Annotated in this window: 30 protein-coding genes and 1 pseudogene; 15 read left to right on the forward strand and 16 right to left on the reverse strand. The window is 42.7% G+C overall.

What is annotated here, in order from left to right; genetic code table 11:
• Window positions 1-101: 101 nt before the first annotated feature.
• Window positions 102-740 carry a GTP cyclohydrolase I FolE gene (folE, locus tag ACMXYV_RS11000; RefSeq protein WP_415888540.1) on the forward strand — a complete coding sequence of 213 codons (639 nt, stop codon included), beginning with the start codon at window positions 102-104 and terminating at the stop codon, window positions 738-740.
• Between the two features lie 85 nt (window positions 741-825).
• On the opposite strand, the gene ACMXYV_RS11005 is transcribed toward folE, so the two are convergent.
• On the reverse strand, window positions 826-1,119 hold the full coding sequence (locus ACMXYV_RS11005) for an ArsR/SmtB family transcription factor (protein WP_415888541.1): 294 nt from the start codon (window positions 1,117-1,119) through the stop codon (window positions 826-828).
• 203 nt (window positions 1,120-1,322) lie between these two features.
• On the opposite strand from ACMXYV_RS11005, the gene ACMXYV_RS11010 reads away from it, so the two are divergent.
• Window positions 1,323-2,207 carry a permease gene (locus ACMXYV_RS11010; protein WP_415888542.1) on the forward strand — a complete coding sequence of 295 codons (885 nt, stop codon included), beginning with the start codon at window positions 1,323-1,325 and terminating at the stop codon, window positions 2,205-2,207.
• A gap of 85 nt (window positions 2,208-2,292) precedes the next feature.
• Here the strand turns inward: ACMXYV_RS11010 and ACMXYV_RS11015 are convergent, their stop codons facing one another.
• The 5 genes from ACMXYV_RS11015 to ACMXYV_RS11035 are packed head-to-tail and all read right to left on the reverse strand — an operon-like array spanning window position 2,293 to window position 6,245.
• Entirely contained in the window at window positions 2,293-2,529 is a 237-nt protein-coding gene (locus ACMXYV_RS11015; protein WP_415888543.1) for a TIGR02450 family Trp-rich protein, read from the reverse strand.
• A gap of 12 nt (window positions 2,530-2,541) precedes the next feature.
• Entirely contained in the window at window positions 2,542-3,945 is a 1,404-nt protein-coding gene (locus ACMXYV_RS11020; protein WP_415888544.1) for a cryptochrome/photolyase family protein, read from the reverse strand.
• Between the two features lie 43 nt (window positions 3,946-3,988).
• Window positions 3,989-4,954: a YbgA family protein gene (locus ACMXYV_RS11025; protein ID WP_415888545.1), complete on the reverse strand. Its 966-nt coding sequence runs from the start codon at window positions 4,952-4,954 to the stop codon at window positions 3,989-3,991.
• 35 nt (window positions 4,955-4,989) lie between these two features.
• Complete coding sequence (locus ACMXYV_RS11030) at window positions 4,990-5,652, reverse strand: ChrR family anti-sigma-E factor (RefSeq protein WP_415888546.1); 663 nt, start codon at window positions 5,650-5,652, stop codon at window positions 4,990-4,992.
• Window positions 5,649-6,245 (reverse strand): sigma-70 family RNA polymerase sigma factor, encoded by a 597-nt coding sequence (locus tag ACMXYV_RS11035; protein ID WP_415888547.1) that lies wholly within the window; start codon window positions 6,243-6,245, stop codon window positions 5,649-5,651. Before ACMXYV_RS11035 ends, ACMXYV_RS11030 begins: the two co-directional genes overlap by 4 nt.
• A gap of 186 nt (window positions 6,246-6,431) precedes the next feature.
• On the opposite strand from ACMXYV_RS11035, the gene ACMXYV_RS11040 reads away from it, so the two are divergent.
• From ACMXYV_RS11040 to ACMXYV_RS11050, 3 genes are read left to right on the forward strand one after another with little or no spacing between them, the layout of a single operon-like run.
• On the forward strand, window positions 6,432-7,808 hold the full coding sequence (locus tag ACMXYV_RS11040; RefSeq protein WP_415888548.1) for an NAD(P)/FAD-dependent oxidoreductase: 1,377 nt from the start codon (window positions 6,432-6,434) through the stop codon (window positions 7,806-7,808).
• Window positions 7,801-8,613 carry a DUF1365 domain-containing protein gene (locus ACMXYV_RS11045; RefSeq protein ID WP_415888549.1) on the forward strand — a complete coding sequence of 271 codons (813 nt, stop codon included), beginning with the start codon at window positions 7,801-7,803 and terminating at the stop codon, window positions 8,611-8,613. The genes ACMXYV_RS11040 and ACMXYV_RS11045 overlap by 8 nt, the downstream gene beginning before the upstream one ends.
• Window positions 8,600-9,832, forward strand: a complete 1,233-nt coding sequence (locus ACMXYV_RS11050) for a class I SAM-dependent methyltransferase (protein WP_415888550.1) — start codon at window positions 8,600-8,602, stop codon at window positions 9,830-9,832. The genes ACMXYV_RS11045 and ACMXYV_RS11050 overlap by 14 nt, the downstream gene beginning before the upstream one ends.
• 65 nt (window positions 9,833-9,897) lie before the next feature.
• Here ACMXYV_RS11050 and ACMXYV_RS11055 read toward each other — a convergent pair whose 3' ends face one another.
• Genes ACMXYV_RS11055 through ACMXYV_RS11070 form a run of 4 tightly spaced genes read right to left on the reverse strand, consistent with a single transcriptional unit; the run spans window position 9,898 to window position 12,170 of the window.
• Entirely contained in the window at window positions 9,898-10,317 is a 420-nt protein-coding gene (locus ACMXYV_RS11055; protein WP_415888551.1) for a nuclear transport factor 2 family protein, read from the reverse strand.
• A gap of 25 nt (window positions 10,318-10,342) precedes the next feature.
• The gene (locus ACMXYV_RS11060) at window positions 10,343-11,122 is read right to left on the reverse strand and encodes an SDR family NAD(P)-dependent oxidoreductase (protein ID WP_415888552.1); all 780 of its coding nucleotides are present in this window, start codon (window positions 11,120-11,122) and stop codon (window positions 10,343-10,345) included.
• Window positions 11,123-11,158: 36 nt separating this feature from the next.
• On the reverse strand, window positions 11,159-11,680 hold the full coding sequence (locus ACMXYV_RS11065) for a chalcone isomerase family protein (RefSeq protein ID WP_415888553.1): 522 nt from the start codon (window positions 11,678-11,680) through the stop codon (window positions 11,159-11,161).
• Complete coding sequence (locus ACMXYV_RS11070; protein ID WP_415888554.1) at window positions 11,661-12,170, reverse strand: DUF2878 domain-containing protein; 510 nt, start codon at window positions 12,168-12,170, stop codon at window positions 11,661-11,663. Before ACMXYV_RS11070 ends, ACMXYV_RS11065 begins: the two co-directional genes overlap by 20 nt.
• 126 nt (window positions 12,171-12,296) lie before the next feature.
• Here ACMXYV_RS11070 and ACMXYV_RS11075 point away from each other — a divergent pair, with 126 nt between their 5' ends.
• From ACMXYV_RS11075 to ACMXYV_RS11105, 7 genes and pseudogenes are all read left to right on the forward strand, one after another.
• The gene (locus ACMXYV_RS11075; RefSeq protein ID WP_415888555.1) at window positions 12,297-13,349 is read left to right on the forward strand and encodes a M48 family metalloprotease; all 1,053 of its coding nucleotides are present in this window, start codon (window positions 12,297-12,299) and stop codon (window positions 13,347-13,349) included.
• Window positions 13,350-13,387: 38 nt separating this feature from the next.
• Window positions 13,388-13,939 carry an RNA polymerase sigma factor gene (locus ACMXYV_RS11080; protein WP_415888556.1) on the forward strand — a complete coding sequence of 184 codons (552 nt, stop codon included), beginning with the start codon at window positions 13,388-13,390 and terminating at the stop codon, window positions 13,937-13,939.
• The gene (locus ACMXYV_RS11085) at window positions 13,932-14,312 is read left to right on the forward strand and encodes a hypothetical protein (protein WP_415888557.1); all 381 of its coding nucleotides are present in this window, start codon (window positions 13,932-13,934) and stop codon (window positions 14,310-14,312) included. Before ACMXYV_RS11080 ends, ACMXYV_RS11085 begins: the two co-directional genes overlap by 8 nt.
• Window positions 14,313-14,319: 7 nt before the next feature.
• Window positions 14,320-14,508: a hypothetical protein gene (locus ACMXYV_RS11090; protein WP_415888558.1), complete on the forward strand. Its 189-nt coding sequence runs from the start codon at window positions 14,320-14,322 to the stop codon at window positions 14,506-14,508.
• On the forward strand, window positions 14,495-14,953 hold the full coding sequence (locus ACMXYV_RS11095; protein WP_415888559.1) for a DUF3106 domain-containing protein: 459 nt from the start codon (window positions 14,495-14,497) through the stop codon (window positions 14,951-14,953). Before ACMXYV_RS11090 ends, ACMXYV_RS11095 begins: the two co-directional genes overlap by 14 nt.
• 96 nt (window positions 14,954-15,049) lie before the next feature.
• On the forward strand, window positions 15,050-15,373 hold the full coding sequence (locus ACMXYV_RS11100) for a hypothetical protein (RefSeq protein ID WP_415888560.1): 324 nt from the start codon (window positions 15,050-15,052) through the stop codon (window positions 15,371-15,373).
• Between the two features lie 163 nt (window positions 15,374-15,536).
• A pseudogene (locus ACMXYV_RS11105) lies at window positions 15,537-16,175 on the forward strand (helix-turn-helix domain-containing protein).
• Between the two features lie 142 nt (window positions 16,176-16,317).
• Here ACMXYV_RS11105 and ACMXYV_RS11110 read toward each other — a convergent pair.
• Both ACMXYV_RS11110 and ACMXYV_RS11115 read right to left on the reverse strand, forming a co-directional pair.
• Complete coding sequence (locus ACMXYV_RS11110) at window positions 16,318-16,854, reverse strand: hypothetical protein (RefSeq protein ID WP_415888561.1); 537 nt, start codon at window positions 16,852-16,854, stop codon at window positions 16,318-16,320.
• A gap of 9 nt (window positions 16,855-16,863) precedes the next feature.
• Window positions 16,864-17,721, reverse strand: a complete 858-nt coding sequence (locus ACMXYV_RS11115) for a TraB/GumN family protein (RefSeq protein ID WP_415888562.1) — start codon at window positions 17,719-17,721, stop codon at window positions 16,864-16,866.
• Between the two features lie 156 nt (window positions 17,722-17,877).
• Between ACMXYV_RS11115 and ACMXYV_RS11120 the strand changes: the two genes are divergently transcribed.
• Together ACMXYV_RS11120 and ACMXYV_RS11125 are read left to right on the forward strand one after the other, a co-directional pair.
• On the forward strand, window positions 17,878-18,672 hold the full coding sequence (locus ACMXYV_RS11120; RefSeq protein ID WP_415888563.1) for a response regulator: 795 nt from the start codon (window positions 17,878-17,880) through the stop codon (window positions 18,670-18,672).
• Window positions 18,673-18,900: 228 nt separating this feature from the next.
• Window positions 18,901-20,694 carry a DEAD/DEAH box helicase gene (locus ACMXYV_RS11125; protein ID WP_415888564.1) on the forward strand — a complete coding sequence of 598 codons (1,794 nt, stop codon included), beginning with the start codon at window positions 18,901-18,903 and terminating at the stop codon, window positions 20,692-20,694.
• 124 nt (window positions 20,695-20,818) lie between these two features.
• Here the strand turns inward: ACMXYV_RS11125 and ACMXYV_RS11130 are convergent, their stop codons facing one another.
• Together ACMXYV_RS11130 and ACMXYV_RS11135 are read right to left on the reverse strand one after the other, a co-directional pair.
• Window positions 20,819-21,205, reverse strand: coding sequence for a RidA family protein (locus ACMXYV_RS11130; protein ID WP_415888565.1), 387 nt, complete (start codon window positions 21,203-21,205; stop codon window positions 20,819-20,821).
• Window positions 21,206-21,304: 99 nt separating this feature from the next.
• Window positions 21,305-21,733 (reverse strand): hypothetical protein, encoded by a 429-nt coding sequence (locus ACMXYV_RS11135; protein WP_415888566.1) that lies wholly within the window; start codon window positions 21,731-21,733, stop codon window positions 21,305-21,307.
• Between the two features lie 138 nt (window positions 21,734-21,871).
• On the opposite strand from ACMXYV_RS11135, the gene ACMXYV_RS11140 reads away from it, so the two are divergent.
• Window positions 21,872-22,636: a TlyA family RNA methyltransferase gene (locus ACMXYV_RS11140; RefSeq protein WP_415888567.1), complete on the forward strand. Its 765-nt coding sequence runs from the start codon at window positions 21,872-21,874 to the stop codon at window positions 22,634-22,636.
• On the opposite strand, the gene ACMXYV_RS11145 is transcribed toward ACMXYV_RS11140, so the two are convergent.
• Together ACMXYV_RS11145 and ACMXYV_RS11150 are read right to left on the reverse strand one after the other, a co-directional pair.
• A complete protein-coding gene (locus ACMXYV_RS11145; RefSeq protein ID WP_415888568.1) occupies window positions 22,626-24,350 on the reverse strand; it encodes an ATP-binding SpoIIE family protein phosphatase in 1,725 nt (574 codons plus the stop codon). The two genes, ACMXYV_RS11140 and ACMXYV_RS11145, sit on opposite strands and share 11 nt — an antisense overlap.
• A 6-nt stretch (window positions 24,351-24,356) precedes the next feature.
• Complete coding sequence (locus ACMXYV_RS11150) at window positions 24,357-24,665, reverse strand: STAS domain-containing protein (RefSeq protein WP_415888569.1); 309 nt, start codon at window positions 24,663-24,665, stop codon at window positions 24,357-24,359.
• Window positions 24,666-24,669: the final 4 nt, after the last annotated feature.

Below are 24,669 nucleotides of genomic sequence, written 5' to 3' on the forward strand. Positions count from 1 at the left end.
ACTGATCAGTTACGTAAAAACCGATAGTTCAGATCATAACTGATCTAAAAAGCGATCAACCATGTATAATGCACTCCTCTAATATCAGTAAGGAATAAAACATGATCTCTGCTGAAGCAGCTGCTGTACGCGATCAACTGATCGAAAAAGGCCTAGAAACACCAACAATCGATAACGGCCTTTCACAGGAGCAAAAGTATGAGCGCATAAAGAGCTTAATGACTGAAGTTGTTGGGACGCTAGGGTTAAACCTAGAAGATGACAGCCTTACAGAAACTCCCCATCGTGTGGCTAAAATGTACGTCTACGAGGTGTTTTCTGGGCTGGATTATGAAAACTTCCCTGATATGTCGATGATTGAAAATAAGATGGACCTAGAAGAGATGGTAAAAGTTAAGGACATTAGTGTGCTTAGCTCTTGTGAACACCATTTTGTTACCATCGATGGTACAGCCAAAGTGGCTTATATCCCTAAAGATAAAATCATCGGTCTGTCTAAGATTAACCGCCTTGTGCGCTTCTTTAGTCAGCGCCCGCAAGTGCAAGAACGTCTTACAAAACAGATCCTCATTGCACTTCAAACCCTATTAGAAACGGACAACGTCGCGGTATCGATCAACGCCACCCATTACTGTGTTAAGTCTCGCGGTGTAATGGATGTTAACTCTCAGACAGAAACAACTGCTTTAGGCGGCATCTTCAAATCTAATGCACGTACTCGCGCAGAGTTTTTAACTTAAAAAACAAGGCCGATTGGCCATTTGGTAAGATCTATTAGAGCGTCTGGTTATGCCGATCCATGCAGACGCTATAAACACCTAAAAACTATTTGTTCTCGTTGATACAGCACTCATCTTTCAGAAAATCTATCAGTCCATCCAACTCTTGGTATTGAGGAACACAGTAGAGTGTTCTGCCCTCTCTTTGCTGTAACACCAATCCCACAGCAACCAATCTAGAAATATGATGAGATAAGGTCGAACCCGGAATACCTAATTCAGATTGAATATCTCCAACAGGAACACCCTGTCTACCTCCCCGGACTAGATAACGAAAGACTTCTAGCCGAGTTGTATGACCTAATTCAGCTAACCGCTTAGCCGCTAATTCAATTTCCATAACCTAACCCATCAACAATATATTTCCATAATAATGGAAATATATTGACAAAACAAAGTAAGAGCTAGATTATATTTCCATAATTCTAGAAATATAGAATAAACAGGATGTAATTTATGCTTAGCTACATAGAGAAATATGCTTCAGACCCGAAACTCTTATCAATGCTAACCAGCAGCTTGGAAATTTTCCTGCAGCTGTTCTTGGAATTGACGCTGCTTTTCATCGTGATCAGCTATTGTGTGGCTCTTATTAACCAAAAGCTACCAACAGAGAAAATTCAGAAATTGTTAGGCGGAAGAAATGGTCGTGGCTACTTAACTGCCGCAGGGCTTGGTGCGGTCACACCCTTTTGTAGCTGCTCAACCATACCTATGCTGATTGGTTTATTGAAAGCCAAAGCGGGTTTCGGCCCAACCATGACGTTCTTATTTACATCACCCCTTCTGAACCCAATCGTAATAGCCTTGTTTATTCCTGTGCTGGGACTTGAAGTAACCCTGTGGTATGCAGCTCTAGCTTTAAGTGCTTCGATTATGGCTGGGGTTTTATTGCAGTATTTTGGATTCGAACGTCATATCAAACCCGATATGCTTGAGGCAAAACCTAGCTGTGACTCAGGTTGCTCACCTTCACCAAAAACAAAGTGCTGCAATGAAGCAGTTCAACAGGAACCAACTATCTGGAGAAAAGCTTGGACAGAATCATGGTCACTCTTTCGAACCATGTTCCCATACATGCTTATCGCAATGATAATCGGCGCCTTTGTACATGGATTTATACCGGATGATTTTTTTGCCGAAGTGGCTAATGCGGATAATCCAGCAGCAATCCCAACGGCGGCATTGATCGGTATCCCACTTTATATAAGAGTGACCGCGCTGTTGCCGTTGATCGGTTCGTTTGCCGCTAAAGGGGTGAGTTTAGGTGCAATCATCGCTTTAGTGATTGGTAGCGGCGGTGCCAGCCTGCCTGAAATGATACTGCTGAGACGATTATTTTACTGGCCACTAATGATTGCGTTTTTAGCCGTAATCTTCTCAATAGCCGTAATCAGCGGTTTCACACTCAATGCTGTCATCGGCTAATAGCATGGGGTTAAGCAGATAATTCATGTTTGAAGACATGTTTATCTGCTCCCCACTCACCTAATAAGCCCATCAGGAAATAAAGCTATTTCCAGCCCAATTGCCAAACCTCGGCATTTTTCAGATCTTTCCAATCGATCTGCATTTGATATTTATCGATCACTGCTTCAATCATACAACCCGTAACCTCTTCGTTATCTGGATCACGCAGCAATTCAATTACGATAAAGTGCTTTCGTTTATTGATAGGTTCAGTAGCCGTCCATTTAGACAGCAGTAATTTATTGGGATTAATTTGATTTCTTCTAGGTGAAAAAGCCATTCAGAATGACCTCTACTTCGCGTTATAAGCGTCTAAACTAAAACATCTTTCTTGCGCATAATCCACTATAGGCTGAGGCCTATTGCACCCAATAGTAATTAGCGGATCATGTTGTTGGATAGCGTTATACCCTTCTAAATCAGGCAACCACTGAGCTATATACTTGCCCTCTTTATCGAAGCGTTCAGCCTGCCTCATCGGATTAAAGATTCTAAAATAAGGTGCAGCATCAGCACCTACTGAAGCGCTCCATTGCCAACCACCTAAGTTCGAAGCAAAGTCCCCATCAATTAGATGCTGCATAAAGTAACGCGCACCTAGGCGCCAATCTTGACGCAAGATTTTGGTTAGAAAAGAAGCCGTTATCATACGTACTCGATTGTGCATCCAACCCGTTTGATTCAATTGTTTCATACCGGCATCAACAATGGCGTAGCCTGTTTCACCCCGGCACCAAGATTCAAACAAATTTTGATCGAACGACCACTCTAATTTGCTTTCAATTTCAGGTTTAAAGGGTAACCAACGATTCATCTCGGGAAACTGCACAATTAAATGGCGGTAAAACTCTCGCCAAATCAGTTCTGTCACCCATTGATTATCTAACCAATCAGGATCATCAGAATAGGTCTGAATAGCCGTTAAACATTGCCGTGTGGAGATAACACCTTGAGCCAAGTACGGTGATAAAGAGGATGTACCCGTGATACCAGGAATATCTCGATGGTCAGGATAAGGCGCTAATTTTGAATGGATAAATTGATACAAACATTTGTGTGCAGCCTCACTACCCGCAGGCCAGCTAGATTCTTGCCAATCAGCGCCTAACTCCAAACAGTAACCTACATCTGTAGGTACTTCAGAAGGCTTTATATCAAGTTGCTTCTGAGGTTTTGGTTCTGGCAGAGCCTCTACCCACTCTGCCGAGAACTTTCTGCGCCAGGCTCGACTATAAGGGGTAAACACCTTAAACGGCATCCCTTGCTGGGTAAGGATAGAACCCGGGGTAAATATAAGATCGCTGTCGAAGGCCTGTGTTGGAATACCCTCCGTCACAAAACTATCCTTAACCGCAGCATCACGCTTTTGTTCGAAGTCGGGATACTCACGATTGAAAAATAGTTCTGATACACCGTGCTGTTTAGCTAAATTCAGTAAAACAGCAGGGAGCTCTTTATTGGTGGGTGCTCTAACAATAACAAGGGGGATATTCAGAGCTTTAAGCTGATGACTCAGTTTGGCAAGGTTGGCTAAGTAGAACTGAATCCTTGCTTTCGATTCGTCCTGTAGTTGCCACTGTTTCGTTGTGATCGCTGCAACAGCTAGAACGCCCTCACCATTACTTTGTTTACAAGCATGATAAAGGGCGTGATGGTCTCCTGTCCTTAAATCGTTGCGAAACCAAACCAGCTTCATATAGTTTTCGCCTTTACACTATAGATCATTTTTGAATTATCGATCAAATATAATTTCTTAAGCCCAGTTCATGAGGATATGGGTCTAAGTAAGCCTGGGTTTGGATGTATTCACTGCCGAAACGCTTCAGGTAATGTTTTAGCAGAGCAAGAGGCACAACTAAGTTAACCTCTTCCTTTCGATACTGCTCTATCGCTTCAAGAAGATCTTGCTTAGTTTCGGTATCAATATCTCTTTTGAGGTAACCCATAATATGCATCAACGCGTTTGTGTGAGTTTTTCGACTCGCGCGTTTTTTTAGATGGGTCATTAGCTCTAGAATATAAGTCTCTAATACCTCTTCCAAAGGCAACTGAGAAGCTTCAGTAGCAAGATATTTACCTAATACCTTATAACCTTCATAGCTGTGAGCCATTAATTGATATTTGTGACGGCTATGAAACTGAATCACTTCATGTAACGACGGAGCCAACATGACCTCTTTTTGCCAGCTGAAATAGACAAATACTCGAGTGATGAAATTTTCTCGCAGTACAGGGTCATTTAAACGTCCCTCTTCTTCCACAGGCAGTGCAGGATTTCGCTTCATAAATTCATCAGCATAAGCACCACTTCCAGCCACATTTGGCATACCATTTTCGTGGTACACCTTTACACGCTCCATCCCACAGCTTGGTGAACCTTGCATAAGGATATAGCCGCAAAGATTTTGATTGTTATCACTTACCTCAGCAGCATAAGCCTTAAGTGGCTCTGTCACATCCAAAGAGGGATCTTTCGTACCCAAAACCCGCGGGGATTCAGCATCGCCCACCAGCCTTATAGGCTCTCGAGGAGTACTCAGCCCAATCGAAACCTCGGGACAAAAGGGTTTAAACTCAAAACATTCACTTAGGACATTGAGGCAATATTTGGAGCGTTTATGGCCTCCATCATATCTAACCTTGTGTCCTAATAAACAAGCACTTACACCAACTGGGATCAATTCATTTAAGGTTGCTGTGTTCATTGTTTATCCCTCAACGTTAAGCCGAAATAATCTCTTTAGAAGCCTGTAATAGGCTGAACCAACTTACCCAACAATGTGCTGAATTTAAGTGGTGCATCAGTCGCAATCAGGCAGATACAATCTTCATCACTATCCACTAGAGGCTGGTGCTCGATTTCACTATCGAGATCCGCAATATCACCGGCAGTAAAACGCCCCATTTCATCGCTGAAAGAACCTTTTAAGACTAAGGTCAGCTCATTACCGTCATGAGTATGTGCCAGCATAGATTTACCCGGCGCGATACGAAGCAATCTAGAAACACCGCCACGTTCACTTTTACAAGGTAGATCATGAAAGTAGACACCGGGAACAATTCGCTTCCACTCAATGTTCTCCAGCTTGTCGCCAATGTAATCAGTGAGGGGCGCTGGCACATCGGAATCCGCCGACTTAACAGGCTCGTTACGTGTGATTTCTACGCCGATATCCTCTTCATCCAACATAGCCAAGACTTGGTTAAGGGACGAATCATCAATTGTTGCAGGCTCTAGGCTTTCTAGAAGCATGCCACCAATCGCTTCAGATTTTTGCGCACGTTCACGACATTCAGGGCACATGGAAAGATGACAAGCAGCAACCAAGGCCATTGATTGAGACATTGAGCCAGCCGCGTAGCTAACTAGGGTAGCTTCATCTAGGTGATGTTTAATGTTCATACATCATCCCTCCACATTACTCTTAATTTTTCAGATGCTAATCGAATTCTGGATTTAACACTGCCTAAAGGTATCCCCAATCGATCTGCAATTTCAGAGTGAGAACGACCTTCATAGAAAGACATATAAATCGCCTGAGCCTGAAGCTCCGGCAACTTATCTATGGAAGCCTGCATGCGAGCTGACATAACCACATCAGCACAAGTATCTTGTGATTCATCGGCTTCTTCATGCCACTCATCCAGAGAGTACTCGGGATATTTCTGCTTCCGCATCCAATCAATACTTTGGTTTCGGGCTAAGGTGAAAATCCAAGTGCTGGCTGCCGCTTTCGACTTTTGATACATGTGCGCTTTACGCCATACAGAAGCCATCGTCTCCTGCATCAATTCTTCAGCGGTGCTCTCTACCAAGCCTAAACGAATAATGTAGGCTTTGATCTTAGGGGCAAAATGTTTGAACAGTTGCACAAACAGGGATTTCTCTTTAGTTTCACCGAGCGACATTAATAGGCTACTCCAATCTTGGGTAACTTCTGGCTGCGGCATAGCAACTACTTTTTCCACGTCTTCACCTGGCGGTTTGTTTTCCATATAACCCCTTACGTCCCCCTGACTCGAGTGGATCACCTTTTATATACATTTTTTTACTTTTTTATCTCTAACCTAGTGATCTTAAAGCACTGTTACTGCGTATTAACCTTTGTAAGATCAAAAAAGTAAAACCTGTACAAACTTGAATTTAAAACTCATATTCAGTGTATACAACGGATTAGATAGATGAAAATTTCAGCCATGCGCCCCAAAAAGATAGCGATTGTTGGTTCCGGCATCACCGGATTAAGTTGTGCTTGGCTTCTCAACAAAGTCCATGATGTCACCCTTTACGAAAAAGATGATCGCTTAGGTGGCCACTCCAACACTGTCTCTTTTGAACACAATAACCAAACTATCGATGTAGATACTGGTTTTATTGTATTTAATCCAGTGAACTACCCTAACCTTGTTGAGTTCTTCAGAACTCTGGATGTTAAAACCTGTGAAACTGATATGTCATTCGCGGTATCAATCAACCAAGGGCAGTTAGAATATTCTGGTACAGGTTTATCTGGTCTGCTTGCTCAGAAGCGCAATATTTTCAAACCTTCCTTTTGGAAGATGATCAAAGAAGTAATGCACTTCTATCGCAATTCAGAAGTTATATCTCAGCAACATAATTTAGATGAAATGACGTTAGGTGAACTTCTTACCCAAGAGGGCTACAGTAAACACTTCATATACGATCATCTATTACCAATGGGTGCGGCAATTTGGTCTACTCCGGTTGAGCAGATGCTTAACTATCCAGCGAGTTGCTTTATGCGTTTTTGCCGCAATCATGGTCTGGTTCAGCTGAGTAATCGCCCACAATGGCGAACGGTCATTGGCGGTAGTAAAAACTATGTCGGTAAAATTGCTGCAACTTTAGATGGCAAGATCAGAATCAACAGCCGTATCCACAAAATTATTCGTTCTGATGACTGCGTCTTCATAGAAGACCACCATGGCAAACGAGAGCAATATGATGATGTTGTTTTAGCCTGCCATTCCGATCAAGCCCTAGCATTACTTGAATCACCAACGGACGAAGAAAAAAGGTTATTGCAAAACTTCCCCTATCAAAGGAACAAGGCCTACCTTCATCTCGACGCGTCTCTAATGCCAAAACGTGAAAAGGTTTGGTCGAGCTGGAACTACCTGTCTGAAGGCATCAGGGATAAATCTCAGGATGTATCTGTGACCTACTGGATGAATCAGTTGCAGCCGCTAAATACAGATACTCCTATTTTCGTATCCTTAAATCCCCTAAACGAACCGGAACAAGGGTCTATTATCCGCAGCTTCTTTTATGACCACCCTGCTTTTGGCAAAGAGTCACTGCAGTCTCAAAAAGAGCTATGGTCGTTACAAGGTAAACAGGGAATTTGGTTCTGTGGCGCCTATTTTGGTTACGGCTTCCACGAAGATGGCTTGCAAGCAGGATTGGCTGTTGCCGAAGAACTCGGCGGCATCCCTCGCCCTTGGGTCGTGCAAGACAAGAATAGTCGAATTCATGTTCATGAAAGTAAAATACGCAAGGAAGACAACACCATTGAACGAGCAGAAAGTCATGGCTAATCTGCGATCATCGCTCTATCAAGGAAAAGTAATGCATCATCGCGTGAAGCCGACAGATCATCGATTTGTCTATAGCGTATTTTCCTTAAAAGTCGACTTAGATGAATTGGATCAGCTAGACCAATTTCGATTTTTTTCGATTAACCGATTCAATCTATTCGCTTTCCAAGAACGTGATCACGGCACTAGCAAAGGAAACCTTGCTGCTGAAATTAGACAGCATCTAATCGACAGAGGTCACAGTTCTGCAACTGCACGCATCGAACTACTTTGTTATCCAAGAATTTTAGGCTTCACCTTCAACCCCCTCAGTGTTTATTTTTGTTACAACACAGATGATCAGGTTGAGGTTATTCTTTATGAAGTCAGCAACACCTTTGGCTCTAGGCATACCTACCTCATCGAATCGCAAGGCAGAGACAAAGTCATTCGACATGGCTGCGAAAAGTTAATGTACGTCAGTCCTTTTATGCCAATGGAAACCGCTTATCAATTCAGTATTACTCCACCTGATCAACATGTCTCAATCGGTATAAAACAAGTAGAACAAGCGCTGTCAGAAGAAGATCGATCCACCGTATTTTATGCTTCATTTAAAGGTGATCGGATTAGCCTTAATGACCGTAAACTATTGAAAATGTTCTTCCAGTATCCGTTGATGACTTTAAAAGTTGTAGGCGCGATTCACTGGGAAGCACTGAAGCTTTGGCGAAAAAAACTGACCATACAACCTCGTGATGACAAGGTCAGTCACAGCATTAGCTGGCAAGATAAGCATGGAGTAACGCATTATGAAAGTTTATGAATCATCTAACGAGTTAACATCTAGCTCACCTCAACCAACTTGGTTTGAGAAAAAGCTTCTCAAATACCTTACTGCCAAGCTAAATCAATCTATTGGAACCTTAAAGCTCACTTTGCCTAGCGGCCACACCGAAAAAATCGGCCATGCCTTCCCTATAGCTGAGGTAAAACTGAATAACTTCCGTCCTTTAGCTCGTTTATTCTTCGGCGGCATTAATGGCTGGTCAGAAAGTTACTTAGCTGGTGATTGGGATAGCAAAGATTTAACTGCGTTAATGCAATGGGGCCTAGCCCATGAAGACTCACTAAGTGATCTATCTCAAGCTGGATTTCTGATCTGCTCCCTTCACAACCTTTATCACTGGCGTAGAGATAATAGCCGCTCAGGTAGTAAGAAAAATATCTCAGCCCATTATGATCTTGGTAACGATTTCTACCAGCCTTGGCTGGATGAAAGCATGACTTACTCCGCTGCTTTATATAACTCCCAAGAAGAATCTTTATACGATGCCCAACAAAATAAATACGGCAGAATCATTGAGCTTTTAGACGCTAAAGAAGGCGAGCACGTCGTTGAAATTGGTTGTGGTTGGGGCGGATTTGCTAGAAAAGCCAGCCAAGAAAATAATTTACGCGTGCATGGTATTACTCTTTCGACAGAACAACTTAAGTGGGCGAAGAATCAGATTGCAGAAGCAGAACAAGAAGAAAACGTTCATCTCAGTTTAACGGATTACCGTGATCTTCATCAGCAGTACGACGCAGTGGTATCTATTGAGATGTTTGAAGCCGTCGGCGAGAAACATTGGGACACTTATTTTGAAACCCTAAAACGTGTGCTAAAACCGGGCGGTAATGCTGTCCTGCAGATCATCACTATCGATGACGAACGTTTTAATAGTTATCGCAAACAAGCCGACTTTATTCAACGCTATGTGTTTCCTGGTGGCATGCTGCCAAGTGATAAACGACTTCAAGAGAAGTTTGCTGAGCATGGCTTCACCTTAAAGACAAAACAATTGTTTGGTAAAGATTACGCTCGAACACTACGCGAGTGGTATCGCGATTTCGAAAAGTCTTGGGAGGAGATTAAACATCAAGGCTTTGATGAAACCTTCTATCGTTTATGGCGGTATTACCTTGCATACTGTGAAGGAGGTTTTGAACACGGATCTATTGATGTTGGTCTGTACGTAATTTGCCATGATGAAGGCAAATAATCTAAGAGTTTCATAAGCTATTCACTAAAGCCCTTTGTGTTCATTTATTGAATACACAGGGCTTTTTATTGATGGCTAAATTTTCTTCTCAAGAATTTAACCACTTTACCTATCACTGGTATTTTAACCAGTAACTCTGACCCATCCCAATAGTCATGGTGCAAATAAACTTTGCCATGTTCATCGGCTTTTATGAGGCTAGTTCCCGTGAAATTTATATCTCCCGTCAGGCCACTGGTAGCGCTGTAACGCCAATAGATCATGGCTTGTTTTTCCTCAACCATCACTTGATCGACTTTGAACACAACCTGATCTAACTTGGAGTACATATCATCTAAGATGGCGATAAAGTCATCTCGGCTTTGGGTGTGATTAAAAGGGTCCTTAAAGTCAAAATCATCTCGTGTTATCTCTAATAGTGATGCTATGTTGTCTCTGTTTAACCCCTCTAAAGTGGTTACATATTCCGTTATCCAACGATCCATGAATGCTAATCCTGACTGATTATATTTATCTGTTTTTAAGCAGCGTTTTGCTAACCAAAGCAAAATACCAACGATAAGGAATAATGCTTAGAAGTTTTAGAATGTAGCTGAAACGTTTAGGAAATGTAATTTCAAATTGGTTTTTAATTAAGCCATCTAAAATACGTTGTGCAGCATCCTCAGGTTCCAATAAAAACGGCATCTCAAAGTCATTTTTATCTGTAAGCGGTGTTTTGACGAACCCAGGATTAATCACCTGTAATTTTACTTGGGTGCCTTTCAGGTCCAATCGTAACGCTTCGCATAAATGGATTAATGCAGCTTTACTCGCACCATAGACAGCAGCTGTAGGCAAACCTCTATAGCCAGCCACTGATGCCATTACTGCAATTTGTCCAGATTTGGAGTTCAAGGCCCTTTCTATGACAGGTTCCAAACAGTTGATAGTGCCTTGTAAATTAACATCGAGTAAAGCCTTAGCTCTATTGGCACTGAACTCCTCGACGGGAAACGGATCATGCGTGCCAGCATTTAATACAACTAACTCAGGAAAAGCATTATCGAACTGCTGAAGTGTTCGTTCAATTTGATCTGGTTGGGTTGTATCCATAGCTAATGGAATAATCTTACCGGGATAACCCAATTGTTCAGCTTTCTTCTTTACTTTCTCTAGTGCGGAAAGCGTCCTGCCTGAGATAAATACATTCACGCCATTCTCTGACAACAAAAGCGCTAATGACTCACCTATACCACTGCCAGCTCCCGTTAACCAAGCAGATCTCCACGGAAGTTCTTTATTCAACATATCCACCACCCTATGAAATAAACAGGTTTACCATTCTCACTGACTTTTCAGCTTTCTAGCGAGTTCAGGGTATTCTCCCTGATCTGAAAGCCATATTTGGATAAAGGCTTCAGAAAATTGCATATCCTCGATACCACCAATCCAAAGTTTGTTATGGAAAAAGTCAGCCTTTCCGCTAGTACTTATTTGGAAGATAAGTTGGTCGCCCTCTTTAATATCAGGCCATATTTTTTCCAATTGAGTTAACCATATTAATCTCGTCTCCTTTGCCACCTGGAAACGTGCAAATTGTTTATCGGTTTCTGTCAGGAGATCATCCCGACTAATATCACGCTTGTAATCCAAACTCAGTTGGAGGGGCGAACTAAAACTTTCAAAAGCACCATTTTGCGTATAAAAAACCGCGTCATAAACATCAAACCAAAGGACTGATAATTCGGCTCTTCCCACCTCTTTCCACTTTTCTATATGGGGCTGTGCTTGGGCAAATGCGCTCTGAATGAGCAATAACAAACAAATCGATATATAACGAATAAAGTTACGCGTCTGATCGAACATATCGAGCCCCCAAACGATGACTGAAATACATAAGAAATGGGAAAAGTAGCAACCAGATCGCTGCCAAAATCAGAAACGAAGAGATCATTGAAAAGCCAAGTGATACTGCACCAAGTTTCGCTGCCGCAATATAAGTACTGCTACCTCCTATTGCCCCCGCCAGCGCTGATAGCAACAAGCGATTATTAAAGAACGCTAAACTGTGCCTGAGAGTCGCGACAAACCCCATCCAAAGGAGCAGTAACCAAAGAGGTGGAAAGGAGGAATTATCAAATTCAAACACCCCGTAGAGGGTTAAAACTGAATCAACAACAAAACCGAGAGCTGCTAGCGAAAAGACAATACAGGTTTCCAAAGCAGGATCGGAATGAAAAATCAGATGAAGGCAAATTATAAAGCTGACAACAATGATCGCATCATTCCCATACAAAATACTCAGCCACCAAACAAGTTGAAAGCCGATCGCATTAACCCAGAACCGTTCGCTCATCTCTATCACCTATAGCCTTTCTAGAGATACGAGCTACAACTCTTAATAGATCATAGACTTGCAAACCCTCACTTGATTTGCGCCTAAAATCACTGCTATAAGGATGAAAAACATGGATTTATAAAGATGCGACACTGGAAGCTATATATCAGCTTATTTTTACCTACTCTCATAATTTCGGGATGTTCCGCACCATCCCTGACAATCCAAACACCTTCCACAGATGAAATAAAGCAAGAACAATCGATCCAATTAGAGAAGGCGTTTCGCTATCAGCTGCAACAGCAAACCCGGCTCGCTGAAGTTGCTCGCCCTTTATTGACCAAGAATATAGAAGCCTGCGGTAAAAGAACAAAACCGAGCTTAGGTATATTCATCCATAGCCTAGACGACTATAAAAAACCGAAGAAAGCCGTTGCTAAATCTATCTATTCACTTAATGAACAACCCAGCGTTTTGCAGATATTAAGTAACGGGCCTGCACATCAAAAGCTGAAAGTCGGCGATAAACTAGTCTCCATCAACCAACAACCTTTTCCGAAAGGAACAGCTAAATCAATTAAGCATCTAAGCAGCAACCTAAAAAACCAGACCGCTGTAGAACTGACCGTTGAACGCGATGAAGATCTGATAACTCTCTCTATAGAGCCCGAATTAAATTGTAATTACCCAGTCATTTTAAGCCCTAGTGATGCCATTAATGGCTACGCTGATGGCAGCACTATTGTCATTACTCAGGGACTGATGCGCTTTGCCCAGGATGATAATGAGCTTGCCCTAATTATCGCTCATGAGATGGCACACAATACTCAGCACCATATCCCGCAACGGATCAAAAATAGCTCACTTGGCTTATTGTTAGATACAGCTTTACTCACGAGCGGTATACCCTCTCCCTTAATCGCAACGGGACTAGGCGCAAATTTATATACTCAGCAGTATGAGATCGAAGCTGATCTCATTGGCTTACAACTGCTACACAACGCGGGATTTGAAATTGAAGGGTTGGATCTATTCTGGCAAAAAATGGCAGCAGTTCACCCTTCGACGATCACCAAAGGAAAAGAAATCTCTCACCCAACCACAGTCGAACGCTCTATTCTGATCCGTAAAGAGATAACGCGATTGAAAAATCTCACGAGTTCTGTCAACCAAACTTCAACTGTAACGTTACAGTAATTAGGAACAGGGATTTAGGTGAAACGAGACGTTTAACAGTGCAACCAATCGAACAATTTCTAATTAAAATAGAACGTCGCGCGTTTCAGATAGCTAGGATTGCTACGGGCTGTGATCAGGATGCCTTGGATATAGTCCAAGATGTTATGCTGAAATTTGTTTATAACTATAGCGATAAACCAGATGCAGACTGGCAACCACTTTTTCACCGCATGCTGCAGAACAGAATTACTGACTTTCATCGTCGCAAAACACTAACGAATAGGATTTTCTCTTGGATTAGCTTCCGAACAGATGAAGGAGAAAGCGAGATTAGTGAAGAAGAGTTTGTTGATCCTTCCGCACTGTTACCCGAGGATTTTTTACAGCACGAGCGATTTGGGGATGCGTTGATTAAGGAATTAGAAGCGTTACCCCAAAGACAGCAACAAGCCTTTCTACTACGGATTTGGGAAGGCTTGAGTGTAAAAGAAACAGCCGAAGCAATGGCGTGTAGCGAAGGCAGTATAAAGACTCATCTCTCTAGAGCAACTGCACGTCTAAAACAGCAGTTACATGCGCAAAATTTTATAGGCCTCGACAATGAGTAAACCTAACGATAAAACATTTGTAGATGCTAGCCAAAAGGCACTAGATAAACAGGTGAACGCTCAATCACCTGAGATTACTCATCGTTTAGCCCAAGCCCGAAAGCAAGCATTAGAGCAGCAACAGAGCTCGTCTGATCCTACGCAATTATGGGTTAGTTCGCTCCAACGGAGTATGTTTCCAACAGGCATAGCAATGGCTGCACTGGTACTTTTAATCTTATGGCTACCTATTAATGAAGATACCCAAGAGCTAGTGCAAGACAATTTACTTTCGTTAGAAACACTAGATCTGCTGAGTGCAGAAGAGGATTTAGATCTCTATGAAGAGCTTGAGTTTATCAACTGGCTTTCGCTCCAAGCTGAGCAGGGTTAGTTCAATAATGTTGATCTATAGCAGCTTACTAAGCGCAGAAGAAACAGCACCGAGTATGAGTTTTTTAGAATTTCTAGGCCAAGAAGAAAATGAATCTTGGATCGAACCTGCTCTTGAATTGAGCGACGACTCAACCAATGAATCAGAGCAAATTGAAGATAGATCTGCGGAGGAGGGTTCTAATGAAACTAATTAAATCACTTTTCCTAATCACATGGTGCCTATCATCCACTTACCTCAGCGCTGCAGTAACCCAATGGGGTAGCTTAACTGATGAACAACAGAAATTTTTAGCGCCCCTCTCTGAAAAATGGAATCAATTGCCAGAAGAGCGACAGCAAAAATTACTTAAAGGCGCAGAACGGTTCAAGAACATGACGCCTCAACAACGAGAGCGAGCTCAAAAACGCTTTAAGCGTTGGCAATCAATGTCGCCAGAACAAAGAGAAAGACTAAAGAAACATTACAAACGTTGGAATAACCTAAGTCCTGAACAGAAGAATAAGCTAAAGGGTAAATACAAAGAATTCAGACAGATGCCCAAAGAAAAACGACAGGTTTTAAGGCAACGCTGGAAAGAGCTCACACCCGAACAGCGCAAAGCATTTAGAGAAAAGTTAAAGGCAAACACAGCTAAATAAAAGTTAAATCGGCAGAAAATCTGCCGTTTTTTGTCAACCGTTTTCCCCCTACCCCGTTGTAGTGAGTAACAAACACAAAAACGTTAGGGAACACTTATGAAAAATATTATCACTCAAACCTTAATGATCACGACTCTAGCTTTTACTGGTCTAGCGCATGCAGAAGATAAAGGAGATCGTGTCGAAGCTCGTTTAGATGCTAAAGGAGATCGCATTGAAGATCGACTCGATAAAAAGGGTGATCGAATTAACGATAAGTTAGACCGCCGTTCTGAGCGTGCATCCGCACAAGGGAAAGACAAATTAGCTGCTAAGCTGGATCGCAAAGGTGACCGCATCGATGCAAGGTTAGATAAGAAAGGCAACCGTATTGATGCCAAATTGGATAAAAGAGGTGATCGCTACAATCAAAATCACTAACCTACCCCTTTCATTCATCTCAGCCGCGCCAAACGCGGCTGAAATATATGGATCACCCTTTCGCCTATTAGAGAACCCCTTATCAACCATGTATACTGTCTAAATAGCACTACATTTGTGCTCAAAGATAATTAAAAACAGAGTGAGATTCGGGGTTGTATGCATGTCTGACGAGCCATTTTTCCTAAAGGAAGAGAAAGAAAAACTAGGCCTACAACGGAGCAACGGTCAAACAGAAGCTACTCTAGAACCTCTGCAGTTGGGTAAACGCGTCAAATAGATCCGTTTAAGCCAAAATCTGACTCTGGAAGAAGCAAGCAAACTCACAGGCCTTGCCCGCTCAACACTTTCTAAAATCGAAAACGAGCAGATCTCCCCAACCTTTAGTGCCGTTAACAAATTAGTTAAAGGCTTAGGTATCGATATTCCTCAACTGTTCTCCCAACCTAAGCGCGGTGCCGGTGCGGGTGGTCGTCGAGATATTACCCGTGGCGGCGAAGGTGTACCCCACCCGACTCCTACCTATGAGCACGAATTATTAGCAACTCAGCTAAGTACCAAAAAAATGATCCCATATCGCACAACGGTTAGGGCTCGTGATTTTGATGAATATACTGATTGGGTTAGGCATGATGGCGAAGAATTCCTTTTTGTATTGAGAGGCTCACTGCTACTCTACACAGAATTTTACGAACCGCTGGAGCTATTCCCTGGAGATTCAGCCTATTACGATTGTGAGATGGGCCACGCATTAGTCTCCACCAGTGAAGAAGACGCAGAAGTGGTTTGGGTAACGGCTTAAAGTTACTACGTCGGAATCTTAAAATTCAGTAAAACTGCAAAGTTCATAAACTAAGTTATACTGAGAATAACCTTCCTGAACACCGTCACACCATGGCGTTTGCTTGCAAACATTTAGATGTGACGGTTTTTTTTGATCTGAATTACCAACCAAATCCAGCTAAGGCAATTTGATTCCCTTCTTGCCAAATACCTTTCTGCTTTAACTCTTCTAGAGAATTTGACGCATTTTCACTGCTAAGGTTATCGAACACAGCTAATGTTTCGAGGATATTATCCGCTAACTGTTCTTGCTCACTTGAGTTACACCATAACTCATAGGTATCCATTGCAATGACAGGTGACGACTGTTCTGAAATGAACTGAACCCAGCGCTGTAGCAATTCTCCATCGCCATCAGAAAGAGATGGTTTGAGTAATGTGTACCGTTGCTCAAGACGATCTAAGAGCTTTAACCGATCAGCTAATAAAACCGGATACTTTGTATTTCCGCTATGACTGAGGATGCCATCGTTTTCCGCAGCGACTTCAAAATACTGCAGATCCTCACAAGCAAAAGGTAGGAGCCAAAAGAGTGGAATATCATGGTTAGCAGCGCAAATCACCTCTGCTTCTGGGGTGTTCCCCTCTACTCCTGGGGCCCCACTCATTGAAAGTAGAATAATGCGTGTTCCTAACATAATTTATCCTTACATCTGTCGTACAGAATAACCTTGCTGTTTGAGCTCTTTCAGAATGCCATCTGGACCAATCAGATGAGCAGCACCTACCAGTACAAATTCAACCTCGGGCGTCATTAGCATCGATTTGATTTGAGGTAACCAACGTTCATTCCGGTCGACTAGAAGGGATTGATATACCTTCGGATAATCGGTTTTCATCTGCTCTACAACAATTTTTTCAAGGCCTGCCGCATCTCCAGATTTCCAGTAGAGAACCATCTCTCGCATCATGCTCTCAGTCTCTTTCATATCCTCAAGCGTCTGCTTGAGATAACGCTCCTCGTTACCCTCACCCAGCTCTGCTATAAAACCAATGTGGTCTTCAATCGATTCAAGACCAAGAGTCGCTTTGCCATCATTAATAGCTTTCTGATAGTAAACCGTATCAGCACCATCTTCAGAGATACCTAAACGTTGAAATTCTATTCCGAGCATCGTTAACATCACGCCTGCTGGCTTCATACCGATAAAGATATGAGGAATGAGACCACGGTCTCGCAGATACTGCTGGAGTTCCTGATAAAGTTCAGGAGAGATCATCTGAGTTAATAAACGCCCATCTCTATAGGAGAAATTTGCCATTAGTCTCGCCTGAAAATTAGGATCGAGAATCTCTGACATTTCTGTTTCTAAAACGACAATATCTGAAGCTTTATAGGCCTCGTCAAAAGCTTTTGGAAACGGTAAGTCGGAAGGCGCTAAGACATGTATGGTGCCTGCAAGATAGATCTCTTCCCCAGCTTTTGTCACTTTCCAAAGCGAAGTCTGAGCCGTAGCTGATAAACTTATAAAAAAAGCTAAGAACGCCAGTAAAATTTTATCCATCTTAAAATCTCCATCTCCGACTAAGGCCTTAATTAAAAAGGGGGATTTCATACACTTTAGCCTCAAAAAGTGATTTAGCCAGACTAAACTGTTTTAGTAAAAGGCAAAAGCTTGTTACCTTATAGATTAACGCTAAGCAAAGGGTAAGCACATCCTATGAGTGACCTAACTTCATCTGATCTAACTATCTTATTAGTTGAGCCTTCTGCTATGCAGCGTAAGGTGATTAGAAAAGAACTAAATAAAGAGCTAGTTGAAAGCATCGATGAAGCAGACAGTGTTAACAGCGCCATCAAACAGATCAAAGCCGTCAGGCCAGACCTTGTAGTAAGCGCCCTGCACTTCCCTGATGGTTCGGCAATGGAGCTTCTTCAGCATATCCGCCAAGATCCTACGCTAACTGATCTCCCTTTTATGCTGATTTCCAGTGAAACAAGGCACAGTGAATTAGATAAATTCAAACAATCAGGCATTATCGCTATTTTGCCTAAACCGTTTAGTCATGATCACTTAGCCACAGCCATTAATTCAACGCTTGATATCCTTTCACATGATGAATTAGATCTTGAATACTACGACGCAGCGTCCTTAAGAGTGCTAGTAGTTGATGATAGCCGAATGGCTCGTAAAGTGATCACCAATGTTTTAAAAAACCTTGGCATTCAAAACATTACTCAAGCTGTAGATGGATCCGAGGCAATTACCCTGCTCCCGGAAGGGTTTGATCTAATTGTCACCGACTACAATATGCCCGAGGTCAACGGTTTAGAACTAGCTGAGCATGTTCGTAGTTCGGGAGATTATTCTCACCTACCTATTTTGATGGTTACCAGTGAAGCAAGTCATGCTCATTTAAGTAATGTTTCAAAATCGGGCGTAAATGCCATGGCCGACAAGCCATTTGAACCCGCGACAGTGAAAAAATTACTCGCTCAAATTCTCGAAGGCTAATTATTATTTAATTACGCCATAGCCCCTCAATAGCTTTGTTTAAAATACGCACAACACCTATGGCTAAAATTTCACCAAAGATAACGGTATAAAGCAGATAATAGAGCCCTGAGAACTTGTTATGGGCTGGCTGAGGTGTATAATGCCCGCTTTCCCACCAGAGCAGCCTATACTGTATCTTAAAATAGTATGCAGCCCTGCCCTAATTCCGAATAGGTAAGTCAAAGAATGAATTCAGAAGATCAGCTGTCCTTTGCTGAGCTTGGCCTTGCGGCTCCCGTATTGAAGGTCCTGGACGAGATCGGATACGAAACGCCATCTCCAATTCAGGCACAAAGTATTCCTCATTTACTAGAGGGTAAAGACCTTCTGGGTATTGCGCAAACGGGTACCGGTAAAACTGCCGCATTTTCCCTGCCATTGCTATCTAGGCTTGATCTAAAGAGCCGTCATACGCAATTACTGATTCTTGCCCCTACTCGTGAATTAGCAATTCAGGTAGCTGAAGCGTGTCAAACTTATGCGCGTAACCTTCCTGATTTCCACGTTCTGCCAATTTACGGCGGCCAAGCTTACGACAGCCAACTGCGTCAACTAAAACGTGGTGCGCAAGTTGTAGTAGGTACACCTGGACGTGTAATGGATCACATGCGTCGTGGCTCGCTAAAACTAGATAATCTACAAGCACTAGTTTTGGATGAAGCCGATGAAATGCTTCGCATGGGTTTTATCGATGATGTTGAGTGGGTACTTGAACATACGCCAGATGATCGTCAGATTGCGCTTTTCTCTGCGACTATGCCTTCGCAGATCAAGAAAGTAGCTGAAAATCATCTGAACTCCCCTGCTGAAGTTCGTATCAAAGCGAAAACAGCAACGGCTACCACTATTACGCAGAAATACCTTCGCGTATCAGGTAATCAGAAGTTAGATGCATTAACGCGCATCCTAGAGATGCAAACGTTTGATGCCATGTTGATTTTCGTACGTACGAAATCTGCGACGGTTGAGTTAGCAGAAAAACTATCTGCACGTGGTTACGCTTGTGAAGCACTTAATGGTGATATTTCGCAAAACCTACGTGAACGTACAATCGAAAAGCTTAAACGCGGTCAGATCGACATCCTAATCGCAACAGATGTTGTAGCACGCGGTTTGGACGTTGAGCGTATCAGCCACGTTCTTAACTACGATATCCCGTACGATACCGAATCTTATATCCACCGTATTGGTCGTACAGGTCGTGCAGGTCGCGAAGGTGAGGCAACTCTGTTTGTATCACCTCGTGAACAGCGCATGCTTAAATCTATTGAGCGAGCGACTCGCCAAAAGATCGAAGCGATGCAGCTACCATCAACTGATGATATCAACGAAAAGCGCGTACAGCGTTTTGTAGATCGCATCACACAGACTATCGACAGCCAAGACCTAGATTTCTTTAAAAACCTGCTAACCGAATACCAGCAGGAGCACGATGCAGATCCACTGATCATTGCATCCGCGCTAGCTCACCTACTGCAAGGTGAAACTCCGCTGTTAATGAAAGAACAAGAGCGTCCACCTCGCCGTGAACGTAGCGATCGTGATCGCGATGACCGTGGTAAACGCCCACCACGTGGCATGTCTACTAAAGCTAAACAACTGAAGGATCATCCTGACGTTGAGATGCAGCGTTATCTTATCAATGTGGGCCATGAGCATGGCGTAGCTCCTAAGAACATTGTTGGTGCAATTGCTAACGAAGCTGATCTAGATGCTAACTTTATTGGCGCCATTGAGATCTACGATGACTGTTCCACCGTTGATCTACCAACAGGCATGCCAAAATCAGTTGTACAGCAACTAAGAAAAGCTGTCGTCTGCGGTCAACGCCTGAACCTAAAAGAAGCTACCGGTGGCGGTGAACGTCGTGGCGGTGGTGGAAGAGGTCGCGGCTCTGATCGTGGCGGTAAAGGTAACAGCAATAGCCGTAATCGTCCGCCGCGTAGAAACAGAAAAGACAGCAAGAAAAAAGAGAGCTAATCTCTAGTTTTTACCACTAAACATTCTTCCCCCTTCATGAACTGTTTAGTGTTTTCTCAAGGATGGGATTAAAAAAGGCAAGCGTAAGCTTGCCTTTTTACCTTCTAAATCACTGCTAAATAAATCACTCAGCAGTCACCATAATTGCTTCTACTTCGATATCTGCATCTTTCGGTAATTGCTTAACCGCAAATGCAGCACGCGCTGGATATGGCTCAGCGAAATAACGCGCCATCACCTCATTAACCATCGCAAAGTGGCTCATATCAGATAACAAAATAGTTACCTTAACCACATCAGAAAGAGAACCACCCGCCGCTTCGGCAACAGCCTGCAAGTTTTTGAAAACCTGCTCCGCTTGCGCTTCAAACGACTCTGTAACCATCTCCATAGTTGCCGGAATCAGAGGAATCTGACCAGACATATAGACTGTGTTACCAACGCGAACCGCTTGAGAGTATGTACCAATTGCAGAAGGTGCATTTTCAGTACTGATGATGCTTTTATTCATAGTTATCCCTGTATAAAAGATAAGGTTTTACAATAAATGGTTAGGTCCCCAAGACATTGACCAATGAACCTACATACTTGGGTAACCTTGAATAGATAATTATATAGCTGGTGCAATGCTCACCCTAACCTGAGAAGGCGCACTTGGGTAAAATCGACACTGCAAAATTACGCTGGATTCTTTTTCATAGTACATCATTGTACCTTTACCTTGGTCAATCCAACGCACTTTATCAAAATCTTGCCCACTCCAATAACCTGCCCAATAGGAAGAATATTTTGCGCGACGCGCAAAGGCATTAGAGCAATGCCTTTCAGCTTGTTCTCGAAACCGCTTTTCCCAGCAAGAGAGTTTTTTCTTACACTCACTTGAACCAACTCTTAGCTTGGGAGATTTGAGCAGCTGTACACATTGTGCTCTTTTGCTAGGATCAGCGTAGCTGCGACACTTAAGTAAGTCATCCTTATTTACCTCTGCCAAGCTATTCACCGATAGTAGAACTAAGCTCAGTGCTAAACTCTTACGCATCATGAATTCCTTTGTTACTTGCGTCTACAGCTCTATAAAATTGCCACGTTTAATGCAGTGTACACCGCAATTAAAAATCTAACCAGCTAGGGTTAGATTGCGTATAATCCTCTCTTTTTAACGGATCCGATCAGAACTATGCAACGTGCTGACCTTCTACTTGTTGAACTGGGATTTGCCCGCTCGCGCACTCACGCGCAACAACTGATCAAATCTGGCAGAGTTCAAGCCGAGATAAAAGGTAAGTGGCAACTTCTTAAAAAATCCGGCCTAAAGTTAGAGGCTGATACGCCATTTGAGGTTGAAGAAGATGAAGGTGACCGTTTCGTCTCTCGCGGTGCTTTAAAGCTTTTAAAGGCAATAGATACTCTTCAGCTCGAACTAACCGGTAAAACAGCCATCGATGTAGGCCAGTCTACAGGAGGCTTTACTGATTGTTTGTTACAAGCAGGAATTGATGCGGTCGTAGGTATAGAAGTAGGCCATGATCAACTAGCCGATAAGCTACGTTCAGACCCTAAAGTAACCTGCTATGAAGGAATCAATGGCCGAGACCTCCCACATGAGATGCTCCTCTCACATACACATGGTAAAGGATTTGACCTAGCAGTTATGGATGTATCCTTTATTTCTCAACGCAAAATTTTACCTTCGTTGATCCCCCTAATAGCTCAGAACGGATATTTAATTAGCCTTGTAAAGCCACAGTTTGAAGTTGGGAAAGAAGGTATTGGGCGAGGAGGCATTGTACGAGATAGCTCACTTTACCCTCAAGTTAAAGCTGAAGTTGCAGAATGCTGTGCCAATTTAGGTATGAAAATTCTCGATTACTTTGAAAGCCCAATTAAAGGTGGCGATGGTAACCGAGAGTTTTTAATTATTGCGCAAAAATCTAGTCTTTAGTGGAGTAGCTATAAACTACTTCCACCGCAGTTCCACCGTTTTCATAACGAATGCTGTCACATAGGTCAGAAACAAGCGCGATTCCTCGGCCACTAAACTGACCTTCATTAACTACTTTTTCACTACGAAGCCAATGCTCATAATCAAAGCCCTCTCCACTATCTTCTACTCTCACTAACAGACGCCCTCCATGGGCAAACCGCGTGTGTTGAAGGTAGAGCGCAACTGCGCCATTTGAAAGAGATTCCAGTCTTTTTTCTCGCTCACTAAAGTACTCGGCAAATCCTTCAGGGGAAGATTTCAAGCTAGACTCAAGTTTCAATACCCCATGGTCAAGGGCATTAACATAAAGCTCAGTTAAGATGCTAAAAACACTGTGCCATTGATCACCACCGCCTTCGGATTCTTGTAGACGACTTAAGGCCTGAGCTACAGGATTTATACGCGCTAAACTACCGCCTTGAAGTTCTAAACTCCAATTCCAGATATCAAGAATGGAGGATTCGTTAACATCTAATTCAACCCCACATGGCGTGATGGGCTTTATATCCTCGGCTGTAACACTACCAGGGATATCGATTAGTGAAATATCATCTTTCTGAATATTGCCATCAACAAAGTCACTAAGATCAGACAAGATAATATCAACTAATTGGCTGTCAACATTGCCCTTCTGGGCAGCGATAGATTGATACAACCTATCTTCACCAAACTGTTCGGCCAAATGGTTTTCCGCTTCAATCACACCATCGCTGAGCAACAAGATATGATCATCTGGCTTTACTTTAGTATGTTCGAAATTGAGCTCTTTAACTGAAGGAATAATACCTAAAGGTGGATGACTGGATACGATGCGTTGTACCACTTCACCTTGAGAAATCACCAAAATATCAGGTAAGCCACCATTCCAAATTTTAGCTGTACCATCTGGGCTCAAAGTGACTATGGCTGTCGCAAGAAACATTCCTGTAGGCAAAAGCTTTTGTAACTTACGATTAATCTGAGCAATGATTTCCTCTGCGTCATACCCCTTAGCGGTCATCGCTCTGAAGGTTTCTGAAAGAGGTAAAGCACCAATCGTAGAGGTCAAACCATGCCCGGTAAAATCGCCTAAGAGAACATTTAATTCCCCATTCGGACGAAAAGCACTCAGCTGAACATCACCGCTGAACGTTTCAGCAGGTTGTTTATGGATACGCACTTGATCAAGAGCCACATTGGCAGACTCTACAGCACCACTTAATAACTGCTCTGCGACTTCTTCTTCACGAGCTCGCAAATGATTTAAACGATTAACCTGACGGTAGAGTTGTGCGATACGCCTTAGGGCAACAATCTTGCCTTCGAGCAATTCAAAAGGGAAAGGACGTTGAATATAATCATCACCTCCGGCATCAATAGCCTGACGAATCACATCTTGTCCTTCGGCACCTGTCACAAAAATAATTGGGATGAAGCTGTCTTTTGCGGCTTGTTTAATTTGCAATGTAGCTTGGATACCATCCATGCCCGGCATATTGATATCCATCAAGATGAGGCTTGGGTTTAGCGCTTGATACTTTTCTACCGCCTCTTCACCTGTCTCGGCAAAAACAGCTTCGAGTCCCATCTCGTGAATCATCTGACCTAGGATCTGACGATTCAAACGCATATCATCAACGATTAAAACTTGATTATCGCCGCTTCCTGTTTGCCTTAATTCAGCTTCAACCATAAATAATTAACTCTCGATAGTTACAAACTGATCGAAATTCGCGATTGTTAAAATCTTATGGACAGACTCATTAGGTTTAGAAATTACAACCGTCCCACCTTTCTTCTCTGCATGCTCTTTAAGCAACAAAATCATGCCTAACGCAGAGCTATCCATATAAGTAGCCTTTGAAAGATCTACTTTAAAAATAGCACCTTCTTTGTCTACATTGCGGTACGCATCACGAAAAGATTGGTGTAGTGAGTAATCAAACTGCTGAGAAACCACAATATTAATCGTTTTATTATCACCAGAATTTTGTACTGAAATAGCCATACGT

Source organism: Neptuniibacter sp. SY11_33 (assembly GCF_047778025.1).
Classification (GTDB): Bacteria; Pseudomonadota; Gammaproteobacteria; order Pseudomonadales; family Balneatricaceae; genus Neptuniibacter.

Excerpts from the sequence above, each read along its gene's own strand:
- folE (WP_415888540.1), top strand. The coding sequence starts at position 102 with ATGATCTCTGCTGAAGCAGCTGCTGTACGCGATCAACTGATCGAAAAA.
- ACMXYV_RS11005 (WP_415888541.1), bottom strand. The coding sequence starts at position 1,119 with ATGGAAATTGAATTAGCGGCTAAGCGGTTAGCTGAATTAGGTCATACA.
- ACMXYV_RS11015 (WP_415888543.1), bottom strand. The coding sequence starts at position 2,529 with ATGGCTTTTTCACCTAGAAGAAATCAAATTAATCCCAATAAATTACTG.
- ACMXYV_RS11020 (WP_415888544.1), bottom strand. The coding sequence starts at position 3,945 with ATGAAGCTGGTTTGGTTTCGCAACGATTTAAGGACAGGAGACCATCAC.
- ACMXYV_RS11025 (WP_415888545.1), bottom strand. The coding sequence starts at position 4,954 with ATGAACACAGCAACCTTAAATGAATTGATCCCAGTTGGTGTAAGTGCT.
- ACMXYV_RS11030 (WP_415888546.1), bottom strand. The coding sequence starts at position 5,652 with ATGAACATTAAACATCACCTAGATGAAGCTACCCTAGTTAGCTACGCG.
- ACMXYV_RS11035 (WP_415888547.1), bottom strand. The coding sequence starts at position 6,245 with ATGGAAAACAAACCGCCAGGTGAAGACGTGGAAAAAGTAGTTGCTATG.
- ACMXYV_RS11040 (WP_415888548.1), top strand. The coding sequence starts at position 6,432 with ATGAAAATTTCAGCCATGCGCCCCAAAAAGATAGCGATTGTTGGTTCC.
- ACMXYV_RS11045 (WP_415888549.1), top strand. The coding sequence starts at position 7,801 with ATGGCTAATCTGCGATCATCGCTCTATCAAGGAAAAGTAATGCATCAT.
- ACMXYV_RS11050 (WP_415888550.1), top strand. The coding sequence starts at position 8,600 with ATGAAAGTTTATGAATCATCTAACGAGTTAACATCTAGCTCACCTCAA.
- ACMXYV_RS11055 (WP_415888551.1), bottom strand. The coding sequence starts at position 10,317 with ATGGATCGTTGGATAACGGAATATGTAACCACTTTAGAGGGGTTAAAC.
- ACMXYV_RS11060 (WP_415888552.1), bottom strand. The coding sequence starts at position 11,122 with ATGTTGAATAAAGAACTTCCGTGGAGATCTGCTTGGTTAACGGGAGCT.
- ACMXYV_RS11065 (WP_415888553.1), bottom strand. The coding sequence starts at position 11,680 with ATGTTCGATCAGACGCGTAACTTTATTCGTTATATATCGATTTGTTTG.
- ACMXYV_RS11070 (WP_415888554.1), bottom strand. The coding sequence starts at position 12,170 with ATGAGCGAACGGTTCTGGGTTAATGCGATCGGCTTTCAACTTGTTTGG.
- ACMXYV_RS11075 (WP_415888555.1), top strand. The coding sequence starts at position 12,297 with ATGCGACACTGGAAGCTATATATCAGCTTATTTTTACCTACTCTCATA.
- ACMXYV_RS11085 (WP_415888557.1), top strand. The coding sequence starts at position 13,932 with ATGAGTAAACCTAACGATAAAACATTTGTAGATGCTAGCCAAAAGGCA.
- ACMXYV_RS11090 (WP_415888558.1), top strand. The coding sequence starts at position 14,320 with ATGTTGATCTATAGCAGCTTACTAAGCGCAGAAGAAACAGCACCGAGT.
- ACMXYV_RS11095 (WP_415888559.1), top strand. The coding sequence starts at position 14,495 with ATGAAACTAATTAAATCACTTTTCCTAATCACATGGTGCCTATCATCC.
- ACMXYV_RS11100 (WP_415888560.1), top strand. The coding sequence starts at position 15,050 with ATGAAAAATATTATCACTCAAACCTTAATGATCACGACTCTAGCTTTT.
- ACMXYV_RS11110 (WP_415888561.1), bottom strand. The coding sequence starts at position 16,854 with ATGTTAGGAACACGCATTATTCTACTTTCAATGAGTGGGGCCCCAGGA.
- ACMXYV_RS11115 (WP_415888562.1), bottom strand. The coding sequence starts at position 17,721 with ATGGATAAAATTTTACTGGCGTTCTTAGCTTTTTTTATAAGTTTATCA.
- ACMXYV_RS11120 (WP_415888563.1), top strand. The coding sequence starts at position 17,878 with ATGAGTGACCTAACTTCATCTGATCTAACTATCTTATTAGTTGAGCCT.
- ACMXYV_RS11125 (WP_415888564.1), top strand. The coding sequence starts at position 18,901 with ATGAATTCAGAAGATCAGCTGTCCTTTGCTGAGCTTGGCCTTGCGGCT.
- ACMXYV_RS11130 (WP_415888565.1), bottom strand. The coding sequence starts at position 21,205 with ATGAATAAAAGCATCATCAGTACTGAAAATGCACCTTCTGCAATTGGT.
- ACMXYV_RS11135 (WP_415888566.1), bottom strand. The coding sequence starts at position 21,733 with ATGCGTAAGAGTTTAGCACTGAGCTTAGTTCTACTATCGGTGAATAGC.
- ACMXYV_RS11140 (WP_415888567.1), top strand. The coding sequence starts at position 21,872 with ATGCAACGTGCTGACCTTCTACTTGTTGAACTGGGATTTGCCCGCTCG.
- ACMXYV_RS11145 (WP_415888568.1), bottom strand. The coding sequence starts at position 24,350 with ATGGTTGAAGCTGAATTAAGGCAAACAGGAAGCGGCGATAATCAAGTT.
- ACMXYV_RS11150 (WP_415888569.1), bottom strand. The coding sequence starts at position 24,665 with ATGGCTATTTCAGTACAAAATTCTGGTGATAATAAAACGATTAATATT.